Origin of the sequence: Vibrio sp. 10N.261.51.A3 (genome assembly GCF_041471965.1) — a bacterium.
GTDB classification, from domain to species: Bacteria; Pseudomonadota; Gammaproteobacteria; order Enterobacterales; family Vibrionaceae; genus Vibrio; species Vibrio crassostreae_C.
In genome coordinates this window covers 1-20970 of record NZ_JBFRPK010000060.1, presented here as the reverse complement: position 1 = coordinate 20970, position 20970 = coordinate 1, and the positions used below count along the sequence as shown (strand labels likewise).

General features: G+C 44.4%; 16 protein-coding genes and 1 pseudogene. 11 read left to right on the top strand and 6 right to left on the bottom strand.

The genetic code is table 11. The annotated features are described in order from the left end of the window. The first annotated feature begins 2 nt into the window (after nucleotides 1-2). The 6 genes from AB4371_RS15280 (at nucleotide 3) to pheT (ending at nucleotide 9741) form a co-directional block, all read left to right on the top strand. A complete protein-coding gene (locus AB4371_RS15280) occupies nucleotides 3-2549 on the top strand; it encodes an RND family transporter (protein ID WP_372150278.1) in 2547 nt (848 codons plus the stop codon). 44 nt (nucleotides 2550-2593) lie between these two features. Then, the gene (locus AB4371_RS15275; protein WP_017083381.1) at nucleotides 2594-3400 is read left to right on the top strand and encodes an outer membrane lipoprotein-sorting protein; all 807 of its coding nucleotides are present in this window, start codon (nucleotides 2594-2596) and stop codon (nucleotides 3398-3400) included. A 9-nt stretch (nucleotides 3401-3409) separates the two neighbouring features. Continuing rightward, nucleotides 3410-4642: a hypothetical protein gene (locus AB4371_RS15270; RefSeq protein WP_372150277.1), complete on the top strand. Its 1233-nt coding sequence runs from the start codon at nucleotides 3410-3412 to the stop codon at nucleotides 4640-4642. A 270-nt stretch (nucleotides 4643-4912) separates the two neighbouring features. Further along, on the top strand, nucleotides 4913-6022 hold the full coding sequence (locus AB4371_RS15265) for a GGDEF domain-containing protein (RefSeq protein WP_372150276.1): 1110 nt from the start codon (nucleotides 4913-4915) through the stop codon (nucleotides 6020-6022). Nucleotides 6023-6333: 311 nt separating this feature from the next. After that, nucleotides 6334-7317, top strand: coding sequence for a phenylalanine--tRNA ligase subunit alpha (gene pheS, locus AB4371_RS15260; RefSeq protein ID WP_004734764.1), 984 nt, complete (start codon nucleotides 6334-6336; stop codon nucleotides 7315-7317). Between the two features lie 18 nt (nucleotides 7318-7335). Further along, on the top strand, nucleotides 7336-9741 hold the full coding sequence (pheT, locus tag AB4371_RS15255) for a phenylalanine--tRNA ligase subunit beta (RefSeq protein ID WP_372150275.1): 2406 nt from the start codon (nucleotides 7336-7338) through the stop codon (nucleotides 9739-9741). A gap of 107 nt (nucleotides 9742-9848) precedes the next feature. Here the strand turns inward: pheT and AB4371_RS15250 are convergent, their stop codons facing one another. From AB4371_RS15250 to AB4371_RS15240, 3 genes are all read right to left on the bottom strand, one after another. Further along, the gene (locus AB4371_RS15250) at nucleotides 9849-10358 is read right to left on the bottom strand and encodes a hypothetical protein (protein WP_372083132.1); all 510 of its coding nucleotides are present in this window, start codon (nucleotides 10356-10358) and stop codon (nucleotides 9849-9851) included. Between the two features lie 13 nt (nucleotides 10359-10371). Continuing rightward, nucleotides 10372-11961: a tetratricopeptide repeat protein gene (locus AB4371_RS15245; protein WP_372083133.1), complete on the bottom strand. Its 1590-nt coding sequence runs from the start codon at nucleotides 11959-11961 to the stop codon at nucleotides 10372-10374. Nucleotides 11962-12478: 517 nt separating this feature from the next. Next, complete coding sequence (locus AB4371_RS15240) at nucleotides 12479-13432, bottom strand: hypothetical protein (protein WP_372150274.1); 954 nt, start codon at nucleotides 13430-13432, stop codon at nucleotides 12479-12481. Between the two features lie 179 nt (nucleotides 13433-13611). On the opposite strand from AB4371_RS15240, the pseudogene AB4371_RS15235 reads away from it, so the two are divergent. Together AB4371_RS15235 and AB4371_RS15230 are read left to right on the top strand one after the other, a co-directional pair. After that, a pseudogene (locus tag AB4371_RS15235) lies at nucleotides 13612-13698 on the top strand (alpha/beta fold hydrolase); the annotation flags it as partial. A gap of 572 nt (nucleotides 13699-14270) precedes the next feature. After that, entirely contained in the window at nucleotides 14271-15197 is a 927-nt protein-coding gene (locus tag AB4371_RS15230) for a hypothetical protein (protein ID WP_372083135.1), read from the top strand. A 115-nt stretch (nucleotides 15198-15312) separates the two neighbouring features. Here AB4371_RS15230 and AB4371_RS15225 read toward each other — a convergent pair whose 3' ends face one another. After that, nucleotides 15313-16821: a DUF3360 domain-containing protein gene (locus tag AB4371_RS15225; RefSeq protein ID WP_017059070.1), complete on the bottom strand. Its 1509-nt coding sequence runs from the start codon at nucleotides 16819-16821 to the stop codon at nucleotides 15313-15315. 317 nt (nucleotides 16822-17138) lie between these two features. Here AB4371_RS15225 and AB4371_RS15220 point away from each other — a divergent pair, with 317 nt between their 5' ends. The 3 genes from AB4371_RS15220 (at nucleotide 17139) to AB4371_RS15210 (ending at nucleotide 18817) form a co-directional block, all read left to right on the top strand. Next, a complete protein-coding gene (locus tag AB4371_RS15220) occupies nucleotides 17139-17477 on the top strand; it encodes a cytosolic protein (RefSeq protein ID WP_372083136.1) in 339 nt (112 codons plus the stop codon). Between the two features lie 83 nt (nucleotides 17478-17560). Beyond that, nucleotides 17561-18433, top strand: coding sequence for a patatin-like phospholipase family protein (locus AB4371_RS15215; RefSeq protein WP_372083137.1), 873 nt, complete (start codon nucleotides 17561-17563; stop codon nucleotides 18431-18433). Between the two features lie 15 nt (nucleotides 18434-18448). Further along, nucleotides 18449-18817, top strand: a complete 369-nt coding sequence (locus AB4371_RS15210) for a hypothetical protein (protein WP_032548681.1) — start codon at nucleotides 18449-18451, stop codon at nucleotides 18815-18817. 184 nt (nucleotides 18818-19001) lie between these two features. Here AB4371_RS15210 and AB4371_RS15205 read toward each other — a convergent pair whose 3' ends face one another. Next, entirely contained in the window at nucleotides 19002-19682 is a 681-nt protein-coding gene (locus AB4371_RS15205) for a haloacid dehalogenase type II (protein WP_017065459.1), read from the bottom strand. A gap of 197 nt (nucleotides 19683-19879) precedes the next feature. Beyond that, entirely contained in the window at nucleotides 19880-20683 is an 804-nt protein-coding gene (locus AB4371_RS15200) for a MetQ/NlpA family ABC transporter substrate-binding protein (RefSeq protein WP_017059075.1), read from the bottom strand. Nucleotides 20684-20970: the final 287 nt, after the last annotated feature.

Here is a 20970-nt window from a genome sequence, read left to right as displayed (position 1 = left end):
TTTTGTCAGCTTCGGCTGGCTTTTTAAGACACAACTATGACGAATCGTCACAAATGGAGACTGTGATGGAACATGACAGCCAGAAGCCCGCTTTCGATCAGCAAAATCGAGATAACCGTAATGTCGATAGCGTAAACGGGGATCTAAATAACAGTTGGCACTCAATACCGACCAAGCGTTCGTTTATCGTTCTGCTGGTGGTTTTTTCAATCATCATGCTCTCTGCATTAGGGGCGAAGAACCTCTACTTTAGAGGGGACTACAACATCTTCTTCGAAGGCACCAACAAACAGTTGATGGCGTTCGATGAAATCCAAACCACCTTTGCGAAAACTGACAACCTCGCGATTGTCGTCGCACCTGAAGGCGGTAATGTCTTCACTCCAGAAACCCTCACTCTAATTCAAAACCTCACGGTCGATGCGTGGCAGATCCCGTACTCAAGCCGTGTCGATTCGCTTGCCAATTATCAGCATACCGAAGCGGTTGAAGATGACCTGTTAGTGGAAGACTTGCTGTACGAAGAATACGAGCACACGCCTGAGCGAATTGCCAAAGTAAAACAGATCGCGCTCAACGAACCACTGCTTAAGAATGCTTTAGTATCGGCCTCCGGCGATGTGACGATTGTTAACGTCACCGTGCAATTGCCTGAAGTGGACAAAACGGCGGAAGTGCAAGAAGTCATTGCGGCCATCAACGCTATGATTGACCGCTACGAAGCACAATATCCCAACGTCGAATTCCATAAAGCGGGCATCATTGCCATGAACAACGCCTTTATGACTTCGGCTCAAGAAGACAGCTCAACACTGGTGCCATTAATGCTGTTGGTGGTGTTGGTATTCCTGACCTTTATGTTGCGCTCATTCTTTAGCGTGGTGGCGACCTTAGTTGTGATTATCTCTTCGATTGTCGCGACCATGGGTTTGTCTGGCTGGGCAGGGATGTTCCTCAGCACTGCGACGGTTAACGTTCCAACCTTGGTATTAACCCTTGCCGTTGCCGATTGTGTTCACGTGATTGTGACCATGAGACAAGCCATGCAGCGCGGGATGGAGAAAGCACAAGCCATTCAATACAGCATCAAGCTGAACGCGATGCCAATTCTGATTACTTCGGTGACCACCGCGATTGGCTTCTTGATGATGAACATGTCGGATTCTCCCGTATTGCGAGACTTCGGTAACTTGTCGGCACTAGGCGTACTCATCGCGTGCTTCCTATCTGTAACTATGTTGCCTGCATTGTTAAAACTGCTGCCAGTTAAACGTCTATCTGCCAATCCTAAGGCGGCAGACAAAGTCACCTTTATGGATAAGCTCGGTGATTTTGTGGTGGCTAACCGCAAAGCACTGCTGCCAATTTCTACCTTAGTGATTGTTGGCGCTGCCGCGTTAATTCCACTCAACAAAGTCAACGATGAATCGGTGAAGTATTTCGATACCTCAAGTGAATTCAGACAAGCGGCCGACTTCATGGAAGAGACCGTAAGCGGCATGACGACCATCAGCATCGCAGTGAAAACCAACGAGTCTCAAGCGATTGCTGATCCTGTGTTCTTGCAAGCGATTGGCGACTTTACCGAGTGGCTACGCGTTCAACCAGAAACCGACCATGTGGCAACGCTTTCTGATGTTTACATGCGTTTGAATAAGAACATGCATGGCGACGATGACAGCTACTACCAACTGCCGCTAAACCGTGAACTTGCCGCACAATACCTGCTGCTTTACGAGATGTCTCTGCCGTATGGCTTGGACTTGAACAACCAGATCAACGTCGATAAGTCATCGATCAAAATGGTACTGACCGTCGACAACCTTGGCAGCGTTGAGCTAGTGGAACTCGAAGAGCGCATTTACTCATGGTTTGCAGCCAATGCACCTCAGTATGAAGTGGTGGCATCGAGCCCATCACTGATGTTTGCCCACATTGGCGAAACCAACATGGCGAGCATGCTATCAACTCTGCCTATCACCTTAGTACTTATCTCTGGCCTGATGATCTTTGCATTGCACTCGGTTCGCTTAGGCATGATCAGCCTAGTGCCAAACATTGCGCCTGCGATCATTGGCTTTGGTTTATGGGCGCTTATCTCCGGTGAAATCAACCTTGGTTTGTCCGTAGTTGTGACACTCACTCTAGGTATTGTGGTTGATGATGCGGTGCACTTCTTGAGTAAATACCAACGTGCCAGAATGGAAGGGAAATCAGCGGAAGAAGCGGTGCGTTACGCCTTCCACACCGTTGGACGCGCATTGTGGATCACCACTGTCGTGCTTGTGGCTGGTTTCTCAGTGCTGGCGATGTCGAGTTTCAGACTCAATTCCGACATGGGTTTACTCAGCGCGATTGTGATTTTCATTGCGCTAGTAGTCGACTTCATCTTGCTACCTAGCTTGCTGATGATCTTCGACAAACAGACGCACTATTCAGATAAACCTCAGCACGAATCAGAGCTATCTAAAGCCGAGTTATCTAAAACAGAGCCATCTAAATCAGCACAGCCTAGCTCGACTGGCGAACTGTCTGCTTCAACCAAATAAGGAATCGTCAGCCTGCTGCGGTGGGCTGACTCAAGGAGAAATTTATGAAAAGCGTTAAACAAACATTCGTTACCACATTACTGACCGCCAGCTCATTAACGATGGGCGCGCTATTAGCCTTCCCAGTGTTAGCCGATCCTGCGAAAGGCCTAGAAATCGCAGAGCAACGCAAAGCCGTTGATCTGGGGTGGGGCGATTCTGTCGCGACCATGGAAATGCTACTTCGCAACAAACAAGGCGAAAGTAGCTCGCGCCTAATGCGATTGAAGTCGTTAGAAGTGGATGACGATGGCGATAAAGGGCTGACCATTTTTGATGAGCCTCGCGACGTAAAAGGCACGGCTTTCTTGAACCATTCACACATCTCTAAATCGGATGACCAATGGTTGTATCTGCCTGCATTAAAACGTGTAAAACGCATCTCTTCACGCAACAAATCGGGCCCGTTTATGGGCAGTGAATTTGCTTACGAAGACTTGAGCTCGTTCGAGTTAGGAAAGTACACCTTCAACTACATTGAAGACGCCAAAATCGAAGGCGTCGATACCTTTGTCTTGGAGCAAGTTCCGACCGACAAAAATTCAGGCTACACCATGCAAAAAGTATGGCTAGACCAACAATATTACCGCCCCGTTCAGGTTGAGTTTTACGACCGTAAAGGCGCATTGCTGAAAACTCTCTCGTTCCAAGATTACAAACAATACCTAAACCAATACTGGCGAGCGCACACTATGTCGATGCAAAACCACCAAACAGGCAAGAGCACGGTATTAACCACGACAGATTTAGCGTTCCAAACTGGTCTTAAGGACAAAGATTTCCAGAAAAACACACTCAAACGTGCAAAGTAAGGCAAGAATATGAAAAGGATTGTGTTAACAGGAACGCAGTTATCTTTAACCTTGGCAGCGACAGTTGGGCTTATGCAGGTGTCGTTGCCATGTGTTGCGGCTGGTTTTAGCTCTGAATTCGTAGAACAGGTCACCCCGGAGCTAGCAGGGCAGGTTAACCTTGAACACAGGCAGTTCTTTAGCGACGGCTTGCAAGGGCAAGATAAAGGGCAAAGCTCGCTGGTGTTACAACCAGAGTTTTATTGGGAACAACAAGAGGGCAATGGCAGCTTTACCTTCACGCCGTTTTACCGCCTAGACAGCGAAGACGATGAGCGAACCCATGGCGACGTTCGTGAAGCTCTGTATCTCAATTATTGGGACGATTACGAACTGCGAGCCGGTGTTGGTAAGGTGTTCTGGGGCGTAACCGAATCGGCGCACTTGGTGGATGTGGTAAACCAAACCGATGCTATTGAATCGGTCGATGGTGAATCGAAATTGGGTCAGCCTATGGTGCACTTCACCTTGATCAAAGACTGGGGAACCATTGATGCCATGTTATTGCCGTATTTTCGTGAGCGTACCTTCGCAGGGGAAGACGGTCGGCTAAGAACGCCCGTTCCCGTTTCAGACGATGCACTTTACGAATCTTCGAGAGAAGAAAAGCACGTTGATGTAGCACTGCGCTATAGCCAAATGTACGGTGATTGGGATGTCGGTTTAAGCTACTTAGGCGGCACAAATCGCGACCCTTATTATCGTGTAGAAGGCAATGAACTCAAGCCGTATTACGCGCAAATGCAGCACTTCGGACTCGATGTGCAAGGCATTATTGGCGATTGGTTGTGGAAGCTGGAAAGTATTTATCGCGACAGCTACGACAACCACACTGGCGTCGCGACAGGTTTTGAATACACTTGGGTTGGGGCGCTTGAATCATACTGGGATATCGGCTTCATTGCTGAATACCTGTATGACAGCCGAGGCAACAACGCCCAAACCATCGGTCAAAACGATGTGTTCCTCGGGGCGCGCTTCGCCTTGAACGATGAAGACGGCACCGAAGTGCTTACAGGCATCACTCAAGACTTAGATAACAGCGATGTCTACAGTGCCAAGCTGGAAGCATCAAGCCGTATCAACAACAACCTCAAGTGGCGACTCAACGCTTGGTTGTTTGAGAACGAAACCCCAGAAGACTTGTTGTTCTTTGCGCGTAAGGACGACTTTGTTGAGATGGCGTTGGAATATTATTTTTAGCCTTTACAAAAAGTGAGCATTTCCAACAAGTTAGCGTTTCCAAAAAATTGGCATTTCCGAAAAGTTAATATTAGCTTCATGAGGCGTTCTTCTTAAGGGGAGCGTCTCAAATTTAAGATGAGCCATATTTAGAATGTTCAACGTCGTCTTTTTATAAAGTGGATCAAACAATCGAAAAGCCCCACAGGTAAGATGGTTATATTTTTCGAACCTCTATAACCTCCGAATATGCATGTAAGTTGTGCTGGTGGTATCGGCCCTAAGGGATTTATGAATTCATTTAATTGGGATAAAAACTTTGAAACAGGTATTGGTGTCGTAGACGAACAACATCAATACCTTGTTGGTTTTATCAATCACTACGGAAACCTGTTGTCAGAGAATACGATCTCTATAGACGACATGAACGTCGCTTTACTCGACCTCACACGCTATGCCGAATTTCACTTTAAAGAAGAAGAATCTTTGATGAGAGATTGCGGAGTGTATGAGTTACACATTGAAGAGCACATCAAAGTGCATCGTGTATTTATGCGAGATATCTACAGTATGCAAGCCTTCATCTTGGAAGAAGATCAGTCGTCAGCACGGCAGTTACTTGATTTCTTGATCCATTGGCTTGCTTATCACATCCTCGGCATCGACCAAAACATGGCGCGACAAATGGCCGCTATAGAAGAGGGCGCAACCCCACTAGAAACCTTTGAGGCAGAAGAAAAGCAGCGAGACTCGTCAACCCTCCCTTTATTAGCCGCTCTGAAAGGCTTATTTGAGCAGGTCTCTGAACGCAACAAACAGTTGTTACGCTTCAACCAGTTACTCGAAGACAAAGTTGAGGAACGGACGGCAGAATTAAAACAAGCGAACAAGAAACTCGAAGAACTGTCGCTAACAGACTCACTCACTAAATTACCCAACCGTCGTAGTGCCTTTAAACAGTTAGCATTACATTGGCAAGATTCCAAAGAACTGGGCATGCCTTTAGTGTGCATCATGATTGATGCCGACCACTTCAAGCGCATTAATGACACCAGTGGCCATGATGCAGGCGACTTGGTGCTACAAACCCTCTCGCGTGAACTGAAAAATGCGTTTCGCAATGACGATATTGTGTGTCGATTAGGGGGCGATGAGTTCTTGGTTATTTGCCCTGACACCGATCTTAAAGGCGGTATGCACATCGCGGAAACGACTCGACAGAAAGTGTCTGAATTAGAGGTTGAAACCAGTCATCAAGTTTGGATTGGCAGCATTAGTGTCGGTGTGGCTGAAATGACCCAAGAATTCGAAACCATGAATGAATTGATTAAAGCGGCTGATGAATCCGTTTATTTAGCGAAAAACGCGGGGAAGAACAGCGTTTGTTCGATTCAGATTTAGATCTCGATTTACTTAAGATTTAGAACCATAGCTCTCGTCAGTTTTAGCGCTCAGGCCACTTTAAATCTAAAACCTAGCTCGCTTAATTTTTTGAGCGTGATTCGCCTCCAAATCAAGGAGTGGTACCAGTAATTGTTCCACTTCTTCCTACTCCTCATTAATATCCTGTTAAATTTGCCGTGTTTTTAGTCAATAACTTGCTCTTTTAGCGATTCAATTTGGCATTGGTAGCGTGTTTGATTACTATGTGTAGCTATCTAAAAAAACTAATCATCCGATACGGACACTACCAACTGGTAGATGAGGAAATGATGCAACATCTAGAAGAGATCATTGCTAATGCAACGACTGCTATTGATACAGCAGATTCGTTAGTCGCACTTGATGAAGTGCGAGTTCAGTATTTAGGTAAGAAGGGTGAACTCACTCTTCAACTACAAAGCCTAGGTAAACTTCCACCTGAAGAGCGTCGCACTGCTGGTCAAGAGATCAACAAAGCGAAAGGTGCTGTTCAACAAGCGATCGCAGCTCGCAAAGACGCACTACAACGTGCAGAGCTTGAAGCGAAACTAGCTGAAGAAACTATCGATGTGAGCCTACCAGGTCGTCGCATTGAGAACGGTGGTCTTCACCCAGTTACTCGCACAGTTGAGCGTATCGAACAGTTCTTTGGTGAGCTTGGCTTTAGCACTGAGTCTGGCCCTGAGATCGAAGATGCATTCCACAACTTTGATGCACTAAACATCGCAGACGATCACCCAGCTCGTACTGATCACGATACTTTCTTCTTCAACCCTGATCTAATGCTACGTACGCACACTTCTGGTGTTCAAATCCGTACGATGGAAAACGGCAAACCGCCATTCCGCTTCATTGCTCCGGGTCGTGTTTACCGTAACGACTACGATCAAACTCACACGCCAATGTTCCACCAAGTGGAAGGTATGTTAGTTGATGAGAACGTAAACTTCGCTCAACTTAAAGGCATTCTTAACGATTTCCTTTGTAACTTCTTTGAAGAAGAGGTTGAAGTGCGTTTCCGTCCTTCATTCTTCCCGTTCACAGAACCTTCAGCTGAAGTTGACGTGAAACGTAAAGATGGCAAATGGCTAGAAGTTCTAGGCTGTGGCATGGTTCACCCTAACGTACTTCGCTCTGTTGGCATCGACCCTGAGAAATACTCTGGTTTTGCATTCGGTATGGGTGTAGAGCGTCTAACGATGCTTCGTTACGGCGTAAATGACCTTCGTGCGTTCTTCGAGAACGACCTTCGTTTCCTTAAACAATTCAAGTAATCCGGGGCAGTCAAAACTATGAAATTCAGTGAATCTTGGCTACGCGAGTGGGTTAAACCTGCAATTAACAGCGAAGAGCTAGCTCACCAAATCACTATGGCTGGTTTGGAAGTTGACGATGTAGAACCTGTTGCTGGTGAATTCACCGGCGTTAAAGTAGGTAAAGTGGTTGAGTGCGGTCAGCACCCAGACGCAGACAAACTACAAGTTACAAAAATTGATATCGGCGCTGTTGATGCAGACGGTAATAAAGAGCTTTTAGACATCGTATGTGGTGCATCTAACTGTCGTCTTGGCCTAACGGTAGCAGTAGCAACAGTTGGTGCAGTACTTCCTGGTGACTTCAAAATCAAGAAAGCAAAACTACGTGGCGTTCCATCGCACGGCATGCTTTGTTCTTTCTCTGAGCTAGGTATCGACGTAGAGTCAGACGGCATCCTTGAGCTGCCAGAAGGCACAACGCTAGGTATGGACGTACGTGAGCTTCTTGAGCTTAACGACGTAACTATCGACGTAGACCTAACAGCAAACCGCGCAGACTGCTTCAGCATCCGTGGCCTTGCTCGTGAAGTTGGCGTACTAAACCGCGCAGACGTTACAGAGCCAACAGTTGAAGCTGTTGCAACAAGCATTGAAGACACAGTATCTGTTGAAATCAAAGCAACTGATGCTTGTCCACGTTACCTTGGCCGTGTGGTTAAGAACGTAAACGTGAAAGCGGAATCTCCAATCTGGATGCAAGAAAAACTGCGCCGTTGTGGTATCCGTTCAATCGACCCAGTTGTAGACATCACAAACTACGTGATGCTAGAGCAAGGCCAACCAATGCACGCATTTGATCTAGCTAAGATCGAAGGCGGTATCGTGGTTCGTCTAGCAGAGCAGGGCGAAAAGCTAACACTTCTAGATGGCAACGAAGCTGAACTAAACAGCAACACGCTTGTTATCGCTGACCAAAACAAAGCACTAGCAATCGCTGGTATCTTTGGCGGTCAAGATTCAGGTGTTACGACTGAAACAACAGACGTACTTCTTGAAGCTGCATTCTTCGCACCGGATCACATCCGTGGTCGCGCACGTGCTTACGGCCTTCACACAGATTCTTCTCTACGTTTCGAACGTGGTGTTGATTCAACACTTCAAGCAGCAGCAATGGAGCGTGCAACACAGCTTCTAGTTGAAATCTGCGGTGGTGAAGTTGCGCCAGTAAACGGCAGCGAATCTGCAGCTGATCTACCAAAAGCAAACGTAGTTGCTCTACGTCGCGCTAAGCTAGACAGCCTACTAGGTCACGAAATCCCATCTACAGACGTAGTGGAAATTCTTACTCGCCTAGGTTGTGAAGTTGAGACGACTGAAGCTGGCTGGACGGCAACGTCTCCATCTTGGCGTTTTGATATCGCAATCGAGCAAGACCTAATTGAAGAAGTAGGTCGTATCTACGGTTACGATAACATTCCAAACCAAGCGCCTAAAGCCGCACTTAAAATGAATGACCACAAAGAAGCTGACCAGCCGCTTAAGCGCGTTCGTGACCTTCTTGTAGACCGTGGCTACCACGAAGCAATCACATACAGCTTCGTAGAACCAGAACAGCAAAAACTTGTTGTACCTGGTGTTGAGCCGCTAATCCTGCCATTCCCAATCTCTGCGGATATGTCAGCAATGCGTCTTGGCCTAATCCAAGGTCTACTAAACACAGTTGTTCACAACCAGAAGCGTCAACAGTCTCGCGTTCGTCTATTCGAATCAGGCCTACGTTTCATCCCTGAAGCAACTGCTGAAAACGGCATGCGCCAAGAAATGATGCTTGCGGGCGTTATCTCTGGTACTCGTGGCGAAGAGCACTGGGACATTGCAACTAACACTGTAGATTTCTTCGATCTTAAAGGTGACCTAGAAGCAGTTCTTGAGCTTTCTGCAAACGAAATCGCATACAGCTTCAAAGCAGCTAAGCACCCAGCACTTCACCCAGGTCAAACTGCGGCTATCGTAGTAGACGGCAAAGAAGTGGGTATCATTGGTACTGTTCACCCAGAACTAGAGCGTAAGTTTGGTCTTAACGGCCGTACTATCGTATTCGAAATCGAATGGGCAGCTATCAACACTCGCGTGCTTCCAGAAGCAGTAGCAGTATCTAAGTTCCCTGCAAACCGTCGTGATATCGCCGTTGTTGTTGATGAAGCAGTTGCTTCTGGCGACATCGTAGAAGCGTGTATCGCTGCTGGTGGTGAATTCCTAACAGGCGCTAAACTGTTCGACGTATACGTTGGTCAAGGCGTTGAAGAAGGTAAGAAGAGCCTAGCAATCGCACTTAGCCTACAGTCTGTAGAGCGCACACTTGAAGATGCAGACATCGCTGGTTCAGTAGATGCTATCGTAGCTTCAATCTCAGAGAAATTCGGCGCAGCACTTCGCGACTAATCTCTTCTGATAGATAGAAAACCAAAGGCCTCGCATTGCGAGGCCTTTTTTGTTGGGGAGTGTTGAGTGAACTACCTTTAAAATAAGTACAACTGTCTATGCTGTCTCTAAAGCATTGAGCTTTCTTGTTGCTCTTTATCTTTTTTCTCACTCTCAGTTTGAGTATTAAAGGCTCTCAAAAGGTCAGAGTGGATATAATTCATAGATAGTTGAAAGCTCATATGCGGCGCCTCCAAAGTAATTTCAGTCTCACCATCTTTGTATGTTGCTGATTTATTACCAACGAAAGGGATCTTTTGGTTTACCAGTTGGTATTTTTTCGCAAGAGCACCATTTAAGTAATCGAATTTGTTTTTTGGTAATTCTGCTAAAACTGCAACCAGTTTGTTCGACTTACTAAAGATGGCTGTCACATCATTAATTCCTTCAAATTGGATTTGGCTTTGAGGGATCTTGAACATATCACCTTGGCTGTACTTGTTAATACCTTGATGAGATATATTGTATTTGCTTTTTAGTTGTTGAACCGTAGTTTCGCCAATCGTTAATCCAAATACCGTAGGGTTGGCGAGTGCCGATTGACATATAAAAAATAGCGCAAAGATAAAATTTTTCATTTTAAAATCCATTTCAGTAAAGGTGAGTGTTGTTTAAGTAGCCAATAGTGTGATTCTTGGGGATATAAACTTCAGTCCAGTTACTTCCAGAGGACAAAACATAAACACGCTGACCTTGTGGCAATGCCAGCAGTTCTTGACTGTCAAAATTACCTTCTTTATAAACTGAAGCTTTTTTGATCTGAACGGTTTTGGTTCCAAGCTTATTGAGTATGTCACTTAGGTTTGATTGTGCTTGTTTGTAATTTTGTTGTGCCGACTTTGCGTACCAGAACGCAGCTAGTTGATTACTTTTCCGTACACCTTTGCCGAATTCATACCGAATGCCTAAGTTACTTTGAGCAACATCATCACCTTGCTTTGCTGCTTTTTGATACCACTTAAACGCTTGATAGTCATCCTTTTCTACTCCATTGCCCTCTGCATACATAACACCAAGGTTGTTCTGAGCAACGGTATAACCTTGTTCGGCTGCCTTCTTATACCATTTGAATGCCTGTCTTGAATTTGCAGTAACCCCTTCGCCATTACTTAACATCCAGCCCAGCCTGAATTGAGCGTCAACATCTCCTTTCTCAGCAGATTGAAGATACCATTTATAAGCTTGTGTTAGATTCTTATCTCTACCTAACCCTTTATAATAGTGTTGAGCAATAAAATAATCTGATGCAGCAGAATCTGATTTACTTGCTATAGAGTACCAGTCAAATGATTTCTGATAGTCCTGCTTTACCCCATTGCCATTAAAATACATCCCAGCTAAATGATATGCAGCGTTCTTACTCTCATTCGCAACCTTCGATAGTAGTTTAAATGCTTTATCTGTGTCTTTTTCAGTACCAATTCCGTACAAATAATACCTTCCTAACTCGGAAGTTGGGGTTGTCCAACCTGAAGAAGCTGCTTTTGACATCCAATAGAAGGCAGATTCCTTGTCTATATTCGTACCTTGTCCATTCTCATATAACCACGCTAGATTTCTGGCTGAGTCCTTGTTTCCGCCTTTTGCTGATTTAGAGTACCAATGAATCGCTTTCTGATAATCCTGAGTTACACCATATCCATTATTAAAAGCAAGTCCCATATAGAAAGAGCAATACGTATCGCTATCAACACATTGTTCATACCATTTTAGGGATTGCTTATATTCTTTTTTCGCCCAATATAGCTTACCTAGCTTCTTTATTGAGTCAGCGTCACTTTTTTCAGCTTTTAGCCATAGTGGGAACAGCTTTTTGTTCTTTTCTAGAACTCTGGATGCTCGGTCTAATTTGCTCTCTGATGCTTTAGTTAAGTATGTGTGTGCGTCTTGATATTTTTCTTGTTCAAGTGCATACATGCCATAATCATATTGAGCATCTATCAAATTAGAATCTGCTGCTTTTTTTAGCCAATCAATATCTTCCTTTGACGGACGATTTGTTGATGTGTAAAGACGATGCATAGAACGGCTATCACCTTCTAAAGCCAGTTTCTGCCAAGATTCTCTTGCTTCAACATGCTCACCATCTTGAAAGGCTTTTTCTGCCGATTCATATGTCGCTGCACAACCTGACAATATCAATGCGACCAAAGCAATAGCCAACTGCTTACGTTTTAACATTATCCCTAACCTCAAATTATTGTAAGAAATTATAATTACCAAGAGGCATGCTATAAATATTTAACATATGTTTCAACGTGTTAAACTCATAATGCTGCAGTGATCACTGCTTTTTTGTAGCAGATAAACAGTACATAAAGTAACAAATAATATGTTTTGTTGTGTATTTATAGTAAAAGCCACTGTTAATTTGTGGTTATTTCGATTTTATGTGCTGTAAAATAATAATTAGTCAAAATTTTCAAACTTAATATTGTAATCACTCGGTTCAATTAATAGCTTCACCACTTTATAGTGGCTATATTGATTGAGAGGTACGCTTTCTGTGTTCCCTCCAAAGTAAGTAAAGAGACACTATGAAACGTTTAATTCTGAACATCACGCTCTTGGTATTGATGGCTCATGATTCAACGGTTAAGTCAGTGAAGTAGGGCGGTTGTAACTTTTCGACGGATAAAACTAAGGCCTCGCAATTGCGAGGCCTTTTTGTTTCTTGGGATATCTCAACCTGAAAAGGTTATATGGTCGCATCTGTCTTAAACAGTAATACCTTATTATCCGAGTAGCGGTAAAGATATGGGTAAGGTGATGTATTCATTGCCTCTACATCGGCCTTGAATTTTTCAGGATTAGCTTCGTATGTTTTTTGTTTAGCTGAGTTCATCCAACCGAAGTAAGGTACGTAACGATAGAAGTGGCTTTGCTCTTCGTATGTCGCCATCATTTCATCAGAGATAGAATACACGAGGTAACGTTTTGTTTTGGGCACGCCCTCAATGAAATCAATCTCACCTTCTACAATTTTCTTGAAGTAGTTTGGTTTGCGTGTTGAAAGAAAGCAGTGGTCTAATTCATCTTCAACAAAAGTGGTATCAGGCGTAAATTCGGCAGATTGTCTAAACTCGGCACATTCTGGTTTGGTAATATCCATTGCGCTGACACTTGTATTTCTAACATTGAGAAAATCTTGCTCAAACTCAAAAATTTCCGCATTCGGATATTTTTGCTTCATCATTTGTTTTAAGCGATCTAAGTCTTCGCGATAGATTGAGTCGTAAGTGACATCATCGCCAATAGGCTCGATAGCAATATTGTGCTGACGTTTGAAGGCGTAAGGAAGTTTGTCTGCTGTTTGCGTGCCCAAAAAGAACGTCGCTATATCGAGGTTTGATGCCAGGTTGCCAATTAACATGGCTGCGGTTGCGGTGGTACTGACCGTGTTTTTGATTGCTACTTTATCGTAGTAATCTTTCGCCAGAACATCGGCATTACCTAGCTTAGTCGGATCACGCTCTGTGTAAACATACATGATTTGCATTGCTTGGCTGTACTGATCGTAATTGTCATGCTGATAAATATCGAGATCTGAAGCCTGTTCAGTGTTGTCTACCATTGCTTCTCTATCGTGTCTCACCGTACAACCAGTGAGTAATAATGCAGTCACTGATGCTGCGAGTATCGTTTTATTCATTTTCTAGACCACTAACTATATAAATAAGATAATTATTCGATGTTAATTATTCGATGTTAATTATTTGCTTTAGTTATTGAATGTTAAAGAATTCTATTGAAAATAGATACTTAGCAAGAGGTATAAATGTGACTTGGCACGTTGTTATTGAACATTGAGCAAGGTCTAAAGCGAATACAATTGAAGACTCAGGCCACTTCCCAATGCTTGAGCAACCAAAGCAGTTCAACGCAACGTTGATGAAAGCGGTGAAGTCAGTGAAGTAGGGCAGTTGCACGCGAAAATAGGCTGACAATCCCCTCCTAACCTCCCCTTGGTTTACATCTCCAGTCTCTTGTTTGTAATGGGAAAGGGGAGGAACTGAATACCGATCGTGAAAAGTGCAGCTATATGTTCAGCGCCAAAGAATGTTCTCCCCCCTCGATCGTTAATCTAAAGAGATCGGGTCACTCCATTCGAGGGGGAGCTAGAGGGGGAGGTTTTGGTCTACTAGAACTATTCAACGCAACGTTGACGAAAGCGGTTAAGTCAGTGAAGTAGGGCGTTGTAGTTGTTAAAAGATGGATGTAATCGGTGATAGATAAAACTAAGGCCTCGCGATTGCGGGGCCTTTTTGTGAGTTGGAGGTTTTGCTAGCTACATTCTTTCAATTTGCGAGTGATGATCGCATCGCTCACTCGTTTATGGTCCTTAAACGACGGCCTCATAGTTATATAAATGCTCTATCAACCACCTCTAGATGCGTAATTAGCGCCACTGTTATTAGCAAGGGCTGACCGAATCTAGGAGGTGCTTTCTGCTGATAATCACTTTAACTATGTGTTTAGGACGTCCTGCTATGGCTAAGAAAATCATATTCATTCATGGTCGCGCTCAAAAGCCCGATAAAGCTTCCCTTCAAGCACTCTGGTACGAGGCTATAGAACATGGCTTGCAGCGAGATTGTGGAGACTCAAGTTCATTACAAGCTTTTAAAGATGTCGATAAACGGTTTGTCTATTACGGTGAGCTATCAAATACATTGTTAGACAAACCAACGGAAGACCCTGCAAGTCGTCAGCAAGCGTTGTCTGAACTCAAAAAGTACAAGACAAGCCAGTTCAATAAAACAACGTATAACAAGGTATCTAAAATTGGTTTTCTGAAAGAGGCGCTAGCAGATACTTTTTCATCGCTATTTGGAACGCTAGGTGTGGCTGAGACACTCATAACGAAGGTCGCACCGGACATGGCGCATTATTGGAATGAAGATACCTATTTTGGCAGTGATGTCAGGCATAGGCTAATGGTTGAACTTAAGGAAGCGCTTGATAATCAAGATGATGTGATGATTGTATCTCATAGCCTTGGGTCGATGATCAGTTATGACGTGCTGTGGAAGTTGTCTCATTACGGAGAGTATAGACACGACTATGGTGCAGACAAGAAGGTCAACTTATTGCTGACGCTCGGGTCCCCGTTAGGCGATGAAAACGTAAAAGATAGGCTAAAAGGGAGCCGCTTGAAAGATGAGAAGAAGTACCCGTTAAACATTCAGCAATGGATAAACATATCGGCAGAAGATGATTTTATCTCTCATGACAGCAAAATTAAAAATGACTTCAAGGATATGCTCAAACTGGATCTAATACCCGGTGGAATGAAAGATATCCACCCGATTTATAACCTCAATATTCGCAACGGGAAAAGCAATCCACATGCTTCCATCGGTTATCTCATTAATCCTAAATTCATCAAAGTACTGGATGAATGGCTCTCGAGTTGATGTGGTTTACCATCACCAATTACTTCGGTGCTCGTTCATTGAAACTTAGATAAAACAAGGCCTCGCGATTGCGAGGCCTTTTTGCGTTCTTACTAAAACTAAATATTAATCGAGCTTAACGAAAACTCGGGATAATCGCTGGTATGCCCGGTAGAAGGCCAACCAGCGCCATTACGCCACTTAGCACAATAAACATAGTGCCAGGCAACACCCAGCGGCTCATTTTACTCAGTTCACTACTACGTTCTTTACAACCGACTAAGCCTAAGTTATCTAACAGCATGGTGAGAGCCCAGCCAAATGCAGGGTTAACGAGCGCTGAAGAGAACACAACAATCGCTGCCGACTGTGTGGTTTTTCCTTCACGCGTCATTTCCATTCCAGCTTCTAGCAATGGAACAAATACCCCAACAATCAGCGCCACACACAGTACAGGTTGCCAGATAGCTAAATCCATCGGGTAACCCCAAACTGCGGCGATGATACAGAACAGAGCTGTGAGCAGCGCGCCAGCAGGAATAGGGCGTTTAGCTATCGCCGCTGGTACGATGTAAGTACCCCATGAAGATGTAAAGTTAGTACCACCGAGCAGAGAACCGAACGTTTGACGAATTGAAGCCGTGGTCATGGTGTCGTCGATGTTCATATGTACTTTTTCGGTACGCTCTGGGTAGCTGATCTTTTGGAATACTTGATGGCCTAAGAAATCTGGCGACCACATCGCCACGGCTAGAATCGCAAACGGCAATACCACCATGAAGTGTTCAATCGTCGGCAGGCCTAGCATCCAACCTGTATCTTCGCCCCACCAATACATAGGGTTCATGTTAGGCAAGCCTGGCTCAGTGTGGAAAGCAAATGGGGCGCCCATGGCAAATGCAATCGTACCACCCAGCAAGCAGCTAAGAGGGACAGCTAGCCAACGCTTACGGAAATGTTCCAATAATGCGTACAAAATAATGGTGCAAAAGATCACGACAAAAGCAATGTGGCTCATACCGATTCCTTCAGCCCAAGCGAAAAGCTTTTTCACTTGAGAGGCGGTTCCAACAAAGCCGAGGTAGAGCAATAAGCCGCCACACACGCCTTTACTGGTGAGGTTGGCCAACATGCTGCCACCTTTACTGATGGCTAAGATGAGGCCAAAAGCGCCAATCAACAGGCCAAACGCCATCGGGTGTCCACCTGCTGCAACCACAATCGGAATCAAAGGGATAAGTGGGCCGTGGGTCCCTGCGAGGTTTGCAGTCGGCAATAAAAAGCCAGAGAAAATAATAATGAAAACAGAGGCGATGAGCAGTTCATAACGAACGTTTTCTAGAATGAAGTCTTCATTTAATCCGAGAGCCCCAGCAAAGGTGGCTGCAATCGCGCCCACCATAACCACTTTACCAATGGTCGCCGCCATCGCTGGGATGGTGTCTTCTATCTCAAATCGATAATCTTTAAACGGCAAATTTGGACGCCAGCGCTTAGGCGACATGATTTGCAATTCGTGTTCTAGATACTGTTCTCGGGATTCAAACTCTGAGCTTGGTTTATGTTGTTGTTCATAGGTGAGTTCATCCTCATTGGCTTGAGGCTTCTCTGTTTGTATATGTGCGGACTCTAAAGTAGTGCTCATTTTGATTCCTTTCGTTCACACTCTTAGGTGTGTTATTCCAACAAACGTTGTTGACTCACGGTATGAAGCGCAAACAATGCGTCAACTTATAATTAAAAACTCATTAACATTTAGTTGTTAGTACCTTATACCAAACCAAAAAAAACAAATAGACTCAGTCGGTTAGACATTAGTCGTAGAGTCGGACGACTAGTATTAGACCCTGTAGATAGTATGTGTCTGGTTATTTGTAGTCCCTTAATTTCTCCCACGTTCTGCACTTGATAGTGATAGAATCTCCGCATTAGAGTTATCGAGAAACTAGGTATTTATAAACAATGTTTATCCATCACGTAAATGGCATCGACTGGCTGGTAATTACAGCCTTTGAAGAACTGAAAACTATGTTTATCGAAGATGCAGGCCCAATCCCAGCTTGCTTTTCTACCGCCAGCGAGTTGAGCCTGATTGATCAAGCCAAACGCAGTTATGGATTTTTGCCTAAACTCCGCGGTGTGATCACCGATACCGGCACGTATCAAAGTGAAAATCTTGAAGAAGATTTGAACCCACAGCTAGCGTGTATAGTGGAAGGGCGTGGTCGGGTGTTTATCTATCACGGCGACTATGTGGCTTTTGTGGATGACGAGCAAACCTTCATTACCCGTATGGACTGAGAGTGGTTCGGTGAGTTGAGATCTGCGAATTGGTAAATCGGCGAGTTAGCTCCCCTAGAATTAAAAACTAAAGGATTAATACGATGGCAAAAACGGTCTCATTAGTACTTGGCAGTGGTGGCGCAAGAGGCTTGGTTCACGTTGGAATCATCCGTTGGTTAATTGAGCATGGCTATCAGATCAAATCTATCTCTGGCTGTTCAATTGGCGCACTTATCGGTGGTGTCTACGCGGCGGGCAAGTTGGATGAATTTGAAGAGTGGGTCACCAGTATCGACCAATCGGATATGGCTATGATGTTGGACTTTTCATGGCAATCGAGTGGTATGTTCAAAGGGGACAAGATCATCGACACTCTGCGTGGACTGATCGGCGAGATTTCAATTGAAGATCTGCCCATCCCTTATACCGCAGTTGCCGCTAACGTCGCCGATGAAAAAGAGGTTTGGCTGCAATCAGGTTCTCTGTTTGACGCCATTCGCGCCTCCATCTCTTTGCCACTGTTCTTCACTCCACATGTCATTAATGGTGAAGTGCTGATTGATGGAGGAGTGCTCAATCCCGTACCGATTGCGCCTACCTTTAGTGATAAGACAGACTTTACGCTGGCTGTGAACTTAGGTGGTGAACCTGAGATGCTTCAACAGGAAACGATACCGGTTTCCCTACCTACAAAAGAGAGCAATCTGCATGAGAAGGTTGTTCACTTTATCGATAATCTCGGTAGCAGTGTAAAAAGTAAAATGAGCTTCAACTTTGCTGCTTACGACATTGCCAACCAAGCGTTTGATGCGATGCAATCGACCATTGCTCGCCAAAAGTTGGCCGCTTACCCCGCCGATATCACGCTTGAGATCCCACGCAATGCTTGTGGCACCCTAGAGTTTGATCGCTCACAAGAGATGATCGACAGAGGCTACCACTTAGCACAGGCTAAACTGGGCAATCGACTTTAATGTATTTGCTGCTGAATGAGGGTAACTATGGAAACTGAACTCAAACTATCTGAACTCAAAGAATTGGTCACAACAAAAGATGTCATCGTGCTCACCAGCATAGAAGAGCCTGCTGTATCTTGGTTGATAGATTGCTATCAAGAGAATGCTGATATCCAAATTATCGAGAACGCACACCAACTAGATACTGAAGCGATTTTGTCGCAATGCAGAAGCAGCCTTAACGAAAGTAAAAAGGTCATCCTTACAGCGCAGTTTCGTAGCCAACTGCCTATCATCAATATCGCTTCACTGTGTAATGAGCAGCGCAAATCATTGATCAATATTGAGCTATCAGGCTGGGATGAAGACAAACGCGTTCCTCATTCTTACAGTAGTTTCTAGCTTATATTTGTTGCTAGCTTATATTTGTTGCTAGGTAACTGCAGTTTTTAGGTAACCGACAGCGTCTCTATAACCAGAGCAGTTCAACACAAGGTTGATCAAAGCGGTTAAGTCAGTGTCCGGAATTTGTTGACCACTACAGGGTGGTTGTATCGAATCAGGAGTAGAAAAGTCTCTTGAGATTTTACTTGTCTAAATTGTGCTTAATTATTTGTTCCACCACACCATTCATCGTCCTTGAGCTAATCTCCGGTTTCAAATACAAGGAATGATACTCAACTCCTGTTCGGTCTATATAGGCTGCTTGTAAGCCAGCGGATAGCGCACCATGAGTGTCCCAATCATGAGTAGCGACAAGACGAAGGTTTTCTACAGGCTCTTTTAAAGTTTCGGCTGCAAAGTTATACACATCTGAATTGGGTTTGAAACTGCCTGTTTCTTCAACGGAAATGACGGTGTCGAAATAATCTTCTAAGCCTGAGTTCTTGATTTGAGAAGTGATGAGATCGAGGGATGAGTTGGAAAAAGCGACGGTTTTAAACCCGTTCTCGCGCAATTTGAGCAAAGACGCTTTGATATCTGTGTGCGGTGGTAGATTGGCAAAAGAAGTTAACAAGGCACCTTTGCTTTCCGCCGTTAAATCACACTTGTACCGTTGTGCAATAGCGTTGAGCGCTGCATTCGCTAATTCAGAAAAAGTAGATTTTACGTTTGTTGCGATGCAAACCGTTGAAGAGTGTAAAAGCTTTGAAAACCAAAGTGATAATGCATCCTCCTTTCCAAACACCGCTTTAAATTTAGGCTGTAATGACTCCAAATTTAAAACCGTTTCGTTTATATCAAAAAGTATCACTTCTTTTTTCATGCAAAGCCCCCAGATTTAATTGAATTTTATGCTTACATAATCTGCTCTGACGATATGGTTTTCAACCTCCATTCAAGTAACTAAAGCTTTGCTCTCTAATTTGAAAAGAAGCTGGAATGCGTCAACGACAACCCGCCAACTCAAATCTGGCGTTGCTTTATGAGTATCATGCAACGCCAAATCTGAAACGATTTAGCTTAATTTGCGGCTTCGATGGTGCCTTTGAAAGTGCTGTCTAAAAAGTCATTGATCTCTTGTGAGTGGTAAATTGAGATAATCTTTTTATACGTTTCATTATTTTTGTCTTCTTCTCGCGCCGCAACAACCATCACTGCTAAAGGTGCGTCTTTTTTCTCTAAGTAAATGCCTTGTTTCTTAGGGTCGAGTCCAGCCGACATTACATAGTTCATGGTGATTGCAGCAGCATCTACATCGTCAAGAGAGCGGGGTAGCTGCGCGGCATCCACTTCAACAAATCGAATGTTCTTCGGGTTGCTAACAATATCGTTTAAAGACGCGTTGAAACCAGCGTTGTCTTTTAATGAGATCAGCCCTGCATCTTCAAGCAGTAATAGTCCACGCCCGCCATTCGTTGGATCGTTTGGAATCGCGATTCGAGCGTTTTCGGGAATAGAATCAAGCGAAGTGTACTTGTTCGAGTAAACGCCCATACGCATCAAAATTGAACGTCCGATAGAAACTAACTGGCTATCGTGATTGGCATTAAAGTTATCGAGGAATGGCTGATGCTGGTAACTGTTCAGTTGGATACTTCCATCATCTAATGCTGCGTTAGGGGTGATATAGTCTGAGAACTCGACGAGTTCAATGTTTATCCCTTGCTTTGCTGCTTCTTTGGCAACAGCTTGTACAACTTGTGCATGTGGGCCAACTGTCGCCCCAATCTTGATGACAGCCTCGTCTTTTTTTCCACATCCTGTTACACCGAATACGAAAGCTAATGCCAACAGGGATGCTGTGATTTTTTTGTAGCTGTTCATGATAACTCCATTTAATAAATAAAAGACATGTAGACGTCTAGCTATCTATATTATCTATTTGCGCGATCGGGTCAATAGGTTTGTTTGAAGCGAAGTTACATTGATGAGCGGTTAAGTCAGTGAATCAACGAGGCTTCTGTACGTGAGACTCGACCGACAATCCCCTTCTAACCCCCTTGGTTTACATCTCAAACCTATTGTTGGTAATGGGAAAAGGGAGGAACTGATTACCGACCAACAAAGGCCTCGCGAGTGCGAGGCCTTTTGGGTTGTGCGCCGAGCATGGC

Coding starts and splice junctions, on each gene's coding strand:
- AB4371_RS15275 (WP_017083381.1), top strand. CDS start 2,594: ATGAAAAGCGTTAAACAAACATTCGTTACCACATTACTGACCGCCAGC.
- AB4371_RS15270 (WP_372150277.1), top strand. CDS start 3,410: ATGAAAAGGATTGTGTTAACAGGAACGCAGTTATCTTTAACCTTGGCA.
- AB4371_RS15265 (WP_372150276.1), top strand. CDS start 4,913: ATGAATTCATTTAATTGGGATAAAAACTTTGAAACAGGTATTGGTGTC.
- pheS (WP_004734764.1), top strand. CDS start 6,334: ATGCAACATCTAGAAGAGATCATTGCTAATGCAACGACTGCTATTGAT.
- pheT (WP_372150275.1), top strand. CDS start 7,336: ATGAAATTCAGTGAATCTTGGCTACGCGAGTGGGTTAAACCTGCAATT.
- AB4371_RS15250 (WP_372083132.1), bottom strand. CDS start 10,358: ATGAAAAATTTTATCTTTGCGCTATTTTTTATATGTCAATCGGCACTC.
- AB4371_RS15245 (WP_372083133.1), bottom strand. CDS start 11,961: ATGTTAAAACGTAAGCAGTTGGCTATTGCTTTGGTCGCATTGATATTG.
- AB4371_RS15240 (WP_372150274.1), bottom strand. CDS start 13,432: ATGAATAAAACGATACTCGCAGCATCAGTGACTGCATTATTACTCACT.
- AB4371_RS15230 (WP_372083135.1), top strand. CDS start 14,271: ATGGCTAAGAAAATCATATTCATTCATGGTCGCGCTCAAAAGCCCGAT.
- AB4371_RS15225 (WP_017059070.1), bottom strand. CDS start 16,821: ATGAGCACTACTTTAGAGTCCGCACATATACAAACAGAGAAGCCTCAA.
- AB4371_RS15220 (WP_372083136.1), top strand. CDS start 17,139: ATGTTTATCCATCACGTAAATGGCATCGACTGGCTGGTAATTACAGCC.
- AB4371_RS15215 (WP_372083137.1), top strand. CDS start 17,561: ATGGCAAAAACGGTCTCATTAGTACTTGGCAGTGGTGGCGCAAGAGGC.
- AB4371_RS15210 (WP_032548681.1), top strand. CDS start 18,449: ATGAGGGTAACTATGGAAACTGAACTCAAACTATCTGAACTCAAAGAA.
- AB4371_RS15205 (WP_017065459.1), bottom strand. CDS start 19,682: ATGAAAAAAGAAGTGATACTTTTTGATATAAACGAAACGGTTTTAAAT.
- AB4371_RS15200 (WP_017059075.1), bottom strand. CDS start 20,683: ATGAACAGCTACAAAAAAATCACAGCATCCCTGTTGGCATTAGCTTTC.